3 protein-coding genes are annotated in these 13,000 nt (G+C 72.7%); 1 reads left to right on the forward strand and 2 read right to left on the reverse strand.

Going from position 1 to position 13,000, the window contains the following annotated elements:
- Positions 1-177: 177 nt before the first annotated feature.
- Both C6Y14_RS39295 and C6Y14_RS39300 read right to left on the reverse strand, forming a co-directional pair.
- Positions 178-1,464, reverse strand: coding sequence for a cysteate synthase (locus C6Y14_RS39295; protein ID WP_199855016.1), 1,287 nt, complete (start codon positions 1,462-1,464; stop codon positions 178-180).
- Between the two features lie 230 nt (positions 1,465-1,694).
- Positions 1,695-1,931, reverse strand: coding sequence for an MbtH family protein (locus C6Y14_RS39300; RefSeq protein WP_107021716.1), 237 nt, complete (start codon positions 1,929-1,931; stop codon positions 1,695-1,697).
- A gap of 828 nt (positions 1,932-2,759) precedes the next feature.
- Between C6Y14_RS39300 and C6Y14_RS39305 the strand changes: the two genes are divergently transcribed.
- A partial coding sequence (locus C6Y14_RS39305; protein WP_159074400.1) for a non-ribosomal peptide synthetase occupies positions 2,760-13,000 on the forward strand: 10,241 nt, incomplete at its 3' end.

The following is a 13,000-nucleotide window of genomic DNA, read 5'->3' on the forward strand; positions in this document are numbered from 1 at the left end:
TCAGTTAACCACAGCTGATCACCCGCCCGGACGGGTTCCCGGCAGTGTGCCGCCGGGCCTCGGAGAGCCTCGGAGAGCCTGTGGAGGGGCACCGTCGCCGCATCCGCGACGAGGCGGGCGAGCCGCCGCGGAGCACGGAGGACGGGTGCCGGGAGGACGGTGGTGCGGCGTACAAGGTCACTGAAGCACCGCGCAGTTGCGCAACAGGCCCACGGGAGGCTCCCCGGAGCGCCAGTCGGCGGCCGGGACGACGCTCACCGGTGCGGCGGGGGAGAGCAGGGCCTGCTCGGCGATCCTGCGCCGGCCGCCTCCGGTGATGTTGAGGAGAACCGTCGCGTCCCGGGGCACGGTTCCGTCGGCCACCGACTGACGCAGGCAGGCGACGGCGACCGCGGCGGCGGGTTCGATGTCGATGTGTTCCATGTCGGCGAACAGGGCCCTGGCGGCGTCGGCCGCCGTGCGGTCGGCGACCAGCATGTCGCCCGCGCTCTCGACGAGGCAGTCGCGCACGCCGCCGCGTGTCCCGTACGGGGGGTGTCGGTTGGTCAGCTCGGGTGCGAAGACCTGGGGTGGCGCGGTCAGGTGTGCCTGCCGGGTCCTGGTGCCTCGCCAGGCGTCGTACAGGGGTGCCATGGCCGCGTTCTGGCACAGCATCAGCCGTGGCGGGGTCTCTGCGAGGCCTGCCTCCACCAGTCTGCGCGCGGCCTCGTGGACGCCGATCGCGCCCGCGCCGCTGCCGACGGCCTGGAAGTAGAAGTCCGGCATCCGCGGTAACGCCTCGATCGCCGCCAGCAGCACCGTGGCCAGTCCGGCCCTGCGGGCGACATTCCTGGTCCCGCCTTCGAGCCGGCCGCCGAGTGCCCGGGAGAGGGAGTCGGCGAAATCGATCGCGTCGGAGTAGTCGGCCTGTTCGAGCGCGATCAACCGTACCCAGGGCGCCGGCGGCTCGCGCAGCATGAGCGCGCCGAGGCCCCCCGCGGGAACGACGATGACACACGGCACGTGGCACCGGGAGGCCAGAACGGCGAAGGCCACGGCCGTGTTGCCGGCCGAGGACACCACCAGTGTCGGCGGATCGTCCGGCAGCCGTGCCAGGACGCTGTACGCCTCCAACTCCTTGAACGTTCCCGTTTCGAGGGTGCAACCACGTTCCGGCCAATATCCGTTGAACGCGATCCACAGGTTGCGCAGGCCGAGGAATTCGGCGAGTCCGATGCTGCGGTACATGACTGTTCCGCCCGCCCCGGGCAACTCCCGCCGGACGGGCAGCCAGTCGCGATAGCGGAACAGCCCCGTCCGGGCGAGGTCGGGTGTGAAGCCCTTCGCCGCGTACTCGACGCGCAGGAGCGTGCGTTCGTGGTCCGCCGGGCATTCGAGCAGCAGACCGTCGTCGGTCGTTCGCCGGGCGCACACCGGACAGAGCAGGTTGTGGTGCGGTGCGTTCAGAGGTGCCTCGCTGGGCACAGGGGTCCCCCGTGATGTGATGGCGCACGTGTTCCGTGCGGGCAGGACGAAGGCCGGGTTCTCCGGCCGGGCGTCCATCGGCGGCCGACGGACATGCCGACGTCACCGGCGTCCGGCAGCAGCCGTACCGGCCCGTGGGCATGAGGGTGCGCGGACGGTGTGCCGCCGCGGTGTGCTGAGAGGTTCCCGCTCCGCGGCCACCCGTCGGGCGGTCACGGAGCGGGCCGAGGTCAGGCGGTGCGGGACCGCTCCGCGGCGTCCGCCTCCATGGCGTCCACAAGGCTCTTCGGCCGCATGTCCGTCCAGTTGCGCTCGATGTGCTCGACGCAGGTCTGGTGATCGCTCTCTTCGAGTTCGACGGACCAGCCCTCGGGAACCTCGGCGAAGCTCGGCCAGAGCGAGTACTGGCGCTCGTCGTTGACCAGGACCAGGAAGCGTCCCTCAACGTCGTCGAACGGGTTGCTCATCTTCTTCCTCCCCGTGACCAGGCACGCTGTGACGCGGCCCGACTGTCCCTTGTGCGCCGGGGCGGCCCGGGACACCTCTCCTGGCCGCCTCATGAGACGCGCGAGCCACATCCTGCCCCGCCAGTTGCTCGCCTACTACGCTCCGAACACGTCTGGCCAGAACTCATTCCTGTGGCCAGGAAAGACGGTTGACCCTCGTCCGGCCCTGGGGAAGCATCTGGCGGTGAGTGGCCCGATGTCACGCAGATCTCATGCGTTTCACCGGTCACCAACGGGGGTTCAGCTGTCTGCCAACGTTGTCGTTGGGCGGATCTGCAGTCATGCCCCCGAGTCGGTGCCCACAGCACCCGGCTTCGCCGTCGGCTCGGGAGGGGACGAACATGGGTGGTCGTCGGATCAAGTCGTTCGTGATGCCCGGCGAGGGCACCGCGGGCCGGCCGGGCGCCGATCCCGCCGGACACGCACCCGGGACGACGGGACGCGTCGCGGGCTCAGGAACGGGAAGAGACGGCGCCGACAACTCCTCCCACCTGTTCTGGCCGCTGCACGAACTCCGAGGCCGAGTCCCTTGATGTCCTGACCCGCACCCGCATCCACCCTTCACGCTCACACCCGCATCAAGACAACACCGACTGAGTTCTCGCCGGGCCGGAGTCCTGCTGGACCACGTGCCGCCCTCCTGGCTGCGCGCCCGGCCGTCATCGATGCCACGCAGCCACCGTTCGCCCAGGTCAGGCGGACATGCCGCGGTGCCCTGGACGAAGCGCCCAGGTGCCACGACTACCCGAGGAACCCGCACAGCACGTAACCACCACGGGGGTACGACACATGAACCGGACTGCCGAAGAAGATCCGCGAGACCAGCTGGTGCGCGATCTGATCACCGATGTGCTGGGGCGACCCGTGGACCTCGGGGCCGACTTCATCGACCTCGGCGGCGACTCCCTCCTCGCCGCCCGTCTGACCGCCAGGGTGGGCGCCCTGCTCGGAGTGGAACTGTCGGTGCTGACGGTGTTCGAGGCGCCGACCATCGCCGACCTGGTGCGCGAGATCCGCGAGGCGGCGGACCCCGGGCACCCCGCACTACGGCGCGTACACCGCTCGGACCGGATGCCGCTGTCCTTCGCGCAGCAGCGTCTGTGGTTCCTGCACCAGCTGGAGGACGCGAGCCCGGTCTACAACATCCCGACGGTCCTGCGGCTGACGGGCGAGCCGGATCCGGTCGCGCTGCGCCTCGCGCTCGGGGACGTGGTGGCCAGGCACGAGTCCTTGCGGACGGTGTTCACGGAGGCCGACGGGACTCCCGTACAGACGGTGCTGCCCCCCGACACCCCGGTGCCGTTCACCGCGCTCGACGTGCCCGCCGACCGGCTGGAGGCAGCGGTGGGCACGGCCGTCGGCCACCGGTTCGACCTGACCGCCCGGATCCCCGTGGCCGCGTGGCTGCTGCGCCGCGCCGACACCCCCGCGGACCCCGTGTCGGTGCTCGTACTGGTGATCCACCACATCGCCAGCGACGGCTGGTCCCTGGGGCCGCTGCTGCGCGACCTGTCCCGGGCCTACGCCGCGCGCGTGGGCGGCGACGCCCCGGCGCTGCCGGAACTGCCGGTGCAGTACGCGGACTACGCGGTGTGGCAGCGCGAACTCCTCGGGGATCCCGGCGACCCGGACAGCCCGCTCGCGACCCAGACGCGTTACTGGAAGGACGCGCTCGCCGGACTGCCCGACCAGGTCGGACTGCCGGGCGACCGGCCCCGGCCCGCGATCGCCTCACGCGCCGGGGCCACCATCGACGTACCGATCGGTCCGCGGACCCACGCACGGATCGTGGCCGCGGCGCGCGCCGCGGGCGTGAGCGTGTTCATGATGTTCCACGCCGCGCTCGCGGGAGTGCTGACCCGGCTGGGCGCGGGTACCGACATCCCGATCGGTTCCCCGGTGGCCGGCCGCGCCGACGAGGCGCTGGACGAATCGATCGGGTTCTTCGTCAACACGCTGGTCCTGCGGACCGACACCTCCGGCGACCCGGCCTTCGGCGAGTTGCTGCGCCGGGTGCGCGAGACCGCGCTGTCGGCGTACGTCAACCAGGACGTACCGTTCGAGCAGTTGGTGGAGGCGCTCAACCCGAGCCGCTCACTGGCACGCCACCCGTTGTTCCAGATCATGCTGGTGCTGCAGAAGGACGTCGAGGCCGGACTGGACCTTCCCGGCCTCGACGCGGTGAGGGAACTCCCGCCCCGCACCACCGCCCGTTTCGACATCACGGTCAGTCTGCTGGAGAGGCACACGCCGGACGGCGCCCCCGACGGCATCCGCTGCCGGGTCGAGTACAGCACCGACCTGTACGACCGGTCCACGATCGAGAACCTGATCGGGCGCTGGGTGCGCCTGGTCGACGCGGGCGCCGCCGACCCCGCCCGCAGGCTGGGCGAGATCGATCTGCTGTCACCCGACGAGCGGCTCCAGGTCCTCACACGGTGGAACGACACGTCGGCCACCGTGCCGGACGTCCCGGTGCACGTCCTGTTCGAGCGGCAGGCCGCACGGACACCGGACGCCGTGGCCGTGGTGTTCGAGGACCGCGCCGTGACCTACGCAGAGCTGAACGCCGGTGCGAACCGGCTGGCGCGGCGGCTCGTCGAACTGGGCGCGGGACCGGAGCGGATCGTCGCGCTGACGCTGCCCCGGTCGGTGGAGATGGTCGTCGCCCTGCTGGCCGTCATGAAGTCCGGCGCCGCCTACCTCCCGATCGACCCCGAGTTCCCCGACGACCGGGTCCGGTACATGCTGGACGACGCCGGTCCGGTCTGTCTGCTCACCCTGTCCGAGGCGGCGGCGCACCAGGACACGGAGGGAACGCCCCGGCTGGTGCTGGACGACCCCCTGACCGCCGACTCACTGCGCCCGTACGCCGGCCACGACGTCGTCGACGCCGAGCGGACGGCCGCCCTGACCCCGGCGCATCCCGTCTACGTCAGCTACACCTCGGGCACCACCGGCAGGCCCAAGGGAACCGTGGTGCCGCACCGCGGAGTGACCAACCGGCTGGTGTGGATGATCGAGCGGTACGGGCTGTCCCCGCGGGACCGCGTCCTCCAGAAGACGCCCTACGGTTTCGACGTCTCGGCCTGGGAGTTCTTCTGCACGCTGGCCTCCGGCGCGACCCTGGTCGTGGCCCGTCCGGGAGGGCACCGTGATGCGGAGTACGTCGCCGGGCTCATCCGCCGCGAGCGGGTCACCGTGGCGCACTTCGTGCCGTCGATGCTGCGGTCGTTCCTGAACCGGTCCGCGCCCGAGGACCTCCCGGACCTGCGCGCGGTCTTCTGCAGCGGCGAGGCACTGACCGCCGACCTCCAGACACAGTTCCACGCGACCTTCTCGGCGAGCCTGCACAACTTCTACGGCCCGACCGAGGCCTCCATCGAGGTCACGGCATGGGACTGTCCCCGTGCCGCTCCCGACGGCGCGCCGCCCATCGGCGCGCCGATCACCAACGTCCGGGTGTACGTGCTCGACGACACGCTGCACCCGGTGCCACCGGGGGTGGCGGGCGAGCTGTACCTGGCGGGCGTCTGCGTGACCCGTGGCTATCTCGGCCGCCCCGTACTGACGGCGGACCGCTTCGTCGCCTGTCCGTTCGGCGGGGCGGGCGAGCGCATGTACCGCACCGGCGACATCGTCCGGTGGCGGGCGGACGGCAACCTGGAGTACCTCGGCCGTGCCGACCACCAGGTGAAGATCCGCGGATTCCGGGTCGAGCCCGGTGAGGTGGAGGCCGAACTGGCCGCCCATCCCGCCGTGACCGAGGCGCTGGTCCTCGCCCGTGAGGACCAGCCCGGCGATCCCCGCCTCGTCGCCTACGTCGTGACCGCGGAGGCCGACGACGAACTGCCCTCCGTACTGCGGGAGTTCCTGCGCACGCGCCTGCCCGAGCACCTGGTGCCCGCGGCCCTGGTGCGGCTGGCCGCGATCCCTCTGACCCCGAGCGGCAAAGCGGACCGCAATGCCCTTCCCGCACCGGACTACGCCGCCGCGGCGGGTGCCGGCGGGGCTCCGCGCACCGGGCGGGAGGAGCAGTTGCGCGAGCTGGTCGCCGAGGTCCTCGGGCTGGCGGAGGGCAGCGTCGGCGTCGACGACGGCTTCTTCGACCTCGGCGGACACTCGCTGCTCGCGACACGGCTGGTGGCCCGCGTACGTACGGTGCTGGGCGTCGAGCTGTCGGTCCGGTCGGTGTTCGAGGCTCCCACGGTGGCGGGCCTGGCCCGTCGGACGGTCTCGGCCGCCGAACGGGTGCAGCCGGAACTGCGACCGGTCCCCCGCGAGCCGCACATGCCGGTGTCGTTCGCCCAGCAGCGCCTCTGGTTCCTGGGGCAGCTGGACGGGCAGAGCGCGGTGTACAACATCCCGGTCGTCCTGCGGCTGACCGGCGGCCTCGACGTGACGGCGCTGCGGGACGCGCTGACGGACGTCGTCGGCCGCCACGAGTCCCTGCGGACGGTCCTCACCGAGATCGAGGGGACCCCGCGCCAGCTCATCCTCCCCGCGGACGAACCCTTCCCCCTGTCCGTCACCGACGTGGGTCCCGGTGACGAGGCCGCCGCGGTCCAGGAGGCGATCGGCCACCGATTCGATCTGGCCGCCGAGATCCCCTTACGCGCCTCCCTGCTGCGCGTCGCGGACGAGGAGCGGCTGCTGGTACTGGTGATGCATCACATCGCCGGTGACGGCTGGTCGATCACCCCGCTGCTGCGGGACCTGTCACGCGCCTACGCGGCCCGGCTGGCCCGCACCGAACCCGACTGGCCCCGACTGCCCGTGCAGTACGCGGACTACAGCGTCTGGCAGCGGCGGATGCTGGGCGAGATCGACGATCCGCGGAGCCCGATCGCGCGACAGACCGACTACTGGGCCGAGGCGCTCGCCGGTCTGCCCGAACAGGTCGGTCTGCCGGGCGGCCCCCGACCCGCCGTGGAATCGCTGTCCGGTGCGACCGTGACCTTCGACATCGGACAGGACCTCCACGCCCGCGTCCTCGACACGGCCCGGTCGACGGGCGCCACCGTGTTCATCGTCGCGCAGGCCGCTCTCGCCGCCCTGTTGACCCGGCTGGGCGCGGGGAACGACATCCCGATCGGCACCCCGGTGGCCGGCCGCACCGACGACGCGCTGGACGAACTCGTCGGGTTCTTCGTCAACACCCTCGTACTGCGCACCGACACCAGCGGCGACCCGAGCTTCACCGACCTGGTGCACCGGGTGCGGGACCGGGCTCTGTCGGCCTACGCGAACCAGGACGTGCCGTTCGAGCGACTGGTGGACGTACTCAACCCGCGCCGCTCCCGGGCGCATCATCCGCTGTTCCAGATCATGCTGGTGCTGCAGAACAACGCGGAAGGCACCCTGGAACTCCCCGGAGTCGAGGCGAGCCGCGAATACGCCGCCGGCCCGTACGCCCGGTTCGACCTCACGTTCAGCATGCGCGAGACACAGGGGCCCGACGGCGAGCCCGCCGGGATCGCCTGCAAGGTGGAGTACCGCACCGATCTCTACGACCGGGAGACCGTCGAGAGGCTGGGCAGCCGCCTGGTCCGGCTGCTCGACGCCGCCACGGCCGGTCCCGGCCGCCCGATCGGTGCGATCGACCTGCTCACAGCGGAGGAACACCACGACCTGTCCGCCCTGGGGACCGGCGCCCCGCTGACCGCCCCCGCCGAACCGGTCCCCGCCGTGTTCGAGCGCCAGGCCGCCCGCACCCCCGACGCCACCGCCGTCATCTGGCGGGACGAGCAGCTGACCTATCACCAACTCAACACCCGGGCCAACCGCCTGGCACGCCGTCTGGTCGAGGCGGGCGCGGGCCCCGAACGCCTCGTCGCCCTCGCGCTGCCCCGCTCGGCCGAGCAGATCGTCGCGCTCCTCGCCGTCCTCAAGACGGGCGCGGGGTACCTGCCCGTCGACCCCGACCACCCCGTGCACCGCGTGCGGCTGATGCTCGACGACGCCCGGGCGGTCTGCGTCGTCGCCCCACAGGACACCTGGCCGCGCGAGCTCACCGACCTGCCCCTGATCCCCGTACGGGAGGACGGCGACGCCGACCGGTCCGGCGAAGACCTCACGGACGTCGAACGGCTCGCCCCGTCCCGGGCCGCACACCCGGCGTACGTGATGTACACCTCCGGCTCCACCGGCCTGCCCAAGGGCGTCGTCGTCACCCACGCCGACGTCGTCGCCCTGGCCGGGGCGTCCTGCTTCGCCACGGGAGCCCACCGGCGGGTACTGGCCCACTCGCCCTCGGCGTTCGACGCCTCCACCTACGAGCTGTGGGTTCCGCTGCTCTCCGGCGGGAGCATCGTCCTCGCACCCGCGGACCTCGACCCCGGGCTGCTCCGGGCACTGACCGTCCGGCACCAGGTCACCGCCATGTGGCTGACCGCCGGGCTGTTCCAGGTCTTCGCCGACGAGGCACCCCACTGCTTCGCCGCACTGCGCGAGATATGGACCGGCGGGGCGGTCGTCCCGGCCGCGGCCGTCCGCCGCGTGCTGGCCGCCTGCCCCGGTCTGGTCGTCGTCGACGGCTACGGGCCCACCGAGACCACCACCTTCGCGACCTGCCATCGCCTCACCGCCCCGGTGCCCGACCGGATCCCCATCGGCACCCCGCTGTCCGGCGTCCGCGTCCACGTCCTCGACGAGTGGCTGCGACCGGTGCCGGCCGGCACACCGGGAGAGCTCCACCTCAGCGGCGCCGGCCTGGCACGCGGCTATCTGCGACGCCCGGCGCAGACCGCGAGCCGCTTCGTCGCCAGCCCCTTCGGCGGGGCGGGCGAGCGCATGTACCGCACCGGTGACCTCGTCCGCCTGCGCACCGACGGCACCCTTGAGTTCCTCGGCCGAGGCGACGACCAGGTCAAGATCCGCGGCTACCGCAGCGAGCCCGGCGAGGTCGAATCCGTCCTGACGGAACACCCCGCCGTGGCCACCGCCGTCGTGAGCGCGCAGGGCGAGCAGCCGGACGCCGTCCACCTCGTCGCTCACGTCGTCGCCGCCCCCGGCCGGGAGACCGCCGACCTGCCGGGCACGCTGCGGCAGTTCCTGCGGGAGCGGCTGCCGGACCATCTGGTCCCCGTGGCGGTGCTGCCCATCGACCGGATCCCGCTGACGGCCAACGGGAAGATCGATCACCGGGCCCTGCCCGCCCCCGACTTCACCCGGTCGGTCACGGGCACCGGCGCGGCGCGCGACCCGCGCGAAGAGCTGCTGTGCGGACTGTTCGCCGAGGTACTCGGGCTGCCCCACGTCGGCGTCGAGGACGACTTCTTCGACCTGGGCGGGCACTCGCTGCTGGCGATGCGGCTGGTGGCACGCGTACGTGCGGAACTGGACGTGGAACTGTCGGTCCGGTCGGTGTTCGACGCGCCCTCGGTGGCGGGCCTGGCACGCAGCATCCAGCGGGCTGACGGAACGGTGCGCCCGCCGCTCGTGCCCATGGCGCCCGCGGACCGGGCCCCGGTCTCCTTCGGCCAGCAGCGGCTGTGGTTCCTGCACCGGCTGGAGGGCCCCGGGCCGGTGTACAACATCCCGCTCGCACTGCGGCTGGACGGCGACGTGGACCTGGACGCGCTGCGGAGCGCCCTCGGGGACGTCGTGGGCCGCCATGAACCGCTGCGCACCGTGTTCCCCGAGACGGACGGGGAGCCGGTCCAGCGGATCCTCCCCGAGGACGTGACCGTCCCGGTGCCGATCGTCGACGTGGCGCCCGAAGAGCTGTCGGCGGCGGTCGCCGAGGCCGCGGCGTACGGGTTCGACCTCGCCACCGAGATCCCGGTCCGCGCCAGGGTGCTGCGGATCGCGGACGACGGGTCGTACGTGCTGGTGCTGGTCGTGCACCACATCGCCGCCGACGGCTGGTCGCTGGCACCGCTCCTGCGCGACCTGTCCCAGGCGTACACGGCACGGGCGGGCGGCGCGGCGCCGACCCTGCCCCGGCTTCCGGTGCGGTACGCGGACTTCGCGATGTGGCAGCGCGCGCTGCTCGACACGGCGGACGATCCCGACAGCGCGATCGGCCGGCAGGTGCGGTACTGGACCCAGGCGCTGGACGGCCTGCCGGAGCAGGTGGGCGTGCCGGCCGACCGGCCGCGTCCGGCGGTGTCCTCCTTCCGCGGCGCGAGCACCGGCTTCGACATCGGTCCCGACCTGCACGCCCGCATCGCGGACACCGCGCGCGCGGCGGGCGCCAGCGTGTTCATGGTGCTGCACGCCGCGTTGGCGACGGTGCTGACCAGGCTGGGCGCGGGAACCGACGTCCCGATCGGCACGCCGGTCGCCGGGCGCACCGATGACGCGGTGGACGACCTCGTGGGCCTCTTCCTGAACACGCTCGTACTGCGGGTCGACACCTCCGGCGACCCCACCTTCGCCGATGTGCTGGCCTCGTCGAGGGAAGCGGCTCTGACGGCCTACGCGAACCAGGACGTGCCGTTCGAGCGACTGGTGGACACGCTCCGTCCGCACCGCTCGCTGGCGCACCACCCGCTGTTCCAGATCATGCTGGTGCTCCAGAACACCGCGGAGGGCACGCTCGACCTGCCCGGCGTGCGGGTCACCGAGGAGACCGTGCCGTCGGCCGGCGCACGGCTGGACCTCACCCTCTCGCTGCGTGAACACCGGGGCCCCGACGGCACGCCGTCGGGGCTGCGGGGGCGCGCGGAGTACAGCACGGACCTCTACGACCCCCGGACGATCGACACCGTGATCCACCGGTGGATCCGCCTCCTGGAGGCGGCGGTCGCGGACCCGGACCGGCGGATCGGCGACATCGACATCCTCTCCGCGGCGGAGCGCCGGACGGTGCTCGACGAGTGGAACGACACCGCCCGGCCCCTGCCCGACCAGCCGCTCCCGGCCCTCTTCGAGGCGCAGGCCGCGCGGACACCCGCGGCGAGCGCCGTCGTCCACGGCGACCTGACGGTGAGCTACGCGGAACTCAACGCGCGGGCGAACCGACTGGCCCGGCACCTGATCGCGCACGGCGCGGGACCCGAGCGGGTGGTGGCCCTGCTGCTGCCGCGCTCGGTGGAGCTGGTGGTGGCCCTGCTGGCCGTGCTCAAGGCCGGGGCGGCGTACGTGCCCATCGACCCCGACCACCCGGCCGAGCGGATACGGTTCCTGCTGGACGACACCCGCCCGGTGTGCGCGCTCACCGCGGACGACGTCCGCGTCCCCACCGGTCCGGCACCGGCCGTCCTGACCTTCGGCCCCGCTCTGGACCTGGTGCTGGCCGGCTACCCCGGCACGGACGTCGACGACTCCGAGCGCCACTCGCCGCTGCGGACCGCCAGTCCCGCCTACGTCCTCCACACCTCGGGGACGACGGGCACGCCGAAGGGCGTGGTGGTCCCGCACGCGGGTGTGGTCAACCGGCTGGCGTGGATGATCGAGCGGTACGGACTGTCCGCCGAGGACCGCGTGGCGCAGAAGACGCCCTACGGATTCGACGTGTCGGTCTGGGAGTTCTTCGCCACCCTGCTCGCGGGCGCCACCCTTGTGGTGGTGCCTCCCGGTGAGCACCGGGACGCCGGCCGTGTCGCCGAGCTGATCCGGCGCGAACGCGTCACGGTCGCGCACTTCGTGCCCTCGATGCTGCGCTCGCTGCTCGGCGAGGCGCAACCGGCGCAACTGGCCGGGCTGCGGCAGGTGATCAGCAGCGGCGAGGCCCTGTCCGGCGACGTCGTGCAGGAGTTCCACGAGCGGTGCGGCGCGGGGCTGCACAACTTCTACGGCCCGACCGAGGCGTCGATCGACGTGACGGCGTGGGAGTGCCTGCCGGGCACGGCGGACGGCGGGTCCCCGCCACCCATCGGCGCGCCGATCGCGAACACGCGGGTCTACGTGCTGGACGACCGTCTGTGTCCGGTTCCGCCGGGTGTGGCGGGTGAGCTGTATCTGGCCGGGGCCGGTCTGGCCAGGGGGTATCTGGGGCGGTCCGGGCTGACGGCGGGGCGGTTCGTGGCGTGCCCGTTCGGGGGCCCGAGCGAGCGCATGTACCGGACCGGCGACATCGTACGGTGGCGGGCCGACGGGAACCTGGAGTTCCTGGGGCGGGCCGACGACCAGGTGAAGATCCGCGGTTTCCGGGTCGAGCCCGCCGAGGTCGAGGCCGCGCTGGTCAGCCACCCGCAGGTGACCCAGGCCGTAGTGACCGTCCACGCGGACGCGGCGGGCGAGCCCGGCCTGGTCGCCTACGCCGTGTCGGCCGACGCCGCCCCGCTCGTGCTGCGGGGATATCTGCGCGACCGGCTGCCGGATCATCTGGTGCCGGCGGCGGTGGTGGTGCTGGACGCTCTGCCGCTGACCCGCAACGGCAAGGTGGACCGGCGGGCACTGCCCGCGCCGGACTTCGCCGACGTCGCGGGGCGGGGCGGCCTCGCCCGCGATCCGCAGGAGGAACTGCTCTGCGCACTGTTCGCCGAGATCCTCGGCGTTCCCCGGGTAGGGGTCGACGACGACTTCTTCGAACTGGGCGGGCACTCGCTGCTGGCGACCCGGCTGCTGGCGCGGATCCGCACCGTACTGGGTGCCGAGCTCTCGGTCCGCGCGGTCTTCGAGACCCCCACCGTCGCGGGTCTGGCCCGGCGGGTGCGCGAGGCCGGCGGGGCGGTCCGTCCCGCCGTGGTGCCGCAGACACGACCCGAGCATGTTCCGGCGTCGCTGGCCCAGCAGCGGCTGTGGTTCCTGCACCAACTGGAGGGCCGGACCGCCGCGTACAACCTCCCGATCGCCTTCCGGCTGACCGGGGACGTGGACCCGGACGCGTTGCGGGCCGCCGTGGGGGATGTGGTGCGCAGGCACGAGGCGCTGCGGACGGTGCTGACCGAGGTCGACGGCACACCGGTGCAGACCGTTCTGGACCCCGGCCGGGAGGTGCCGCTGCCGGTGGTGGATGTGGTGCCGGGTGCGGTTGGTGGGGCGTTGTCTGGGGTTGTGCGGCGTCCGTTCGATCTGGCGGGTGAGATTCCGGTCCGTGGGGTGTTGTTGCGGGTGTCCGGTGGCGCCGATGCCGATGCCGA

Origin of the sequence: Streptomyces dioscori, assembly GCF_003024195.1 — a bacterium.
GTDB lineage: Bacteria > Actinomycetota > Actinomycetes > Streptomycetales > Streptomycetaceae > Streptomyces > Streptomyces dioscori.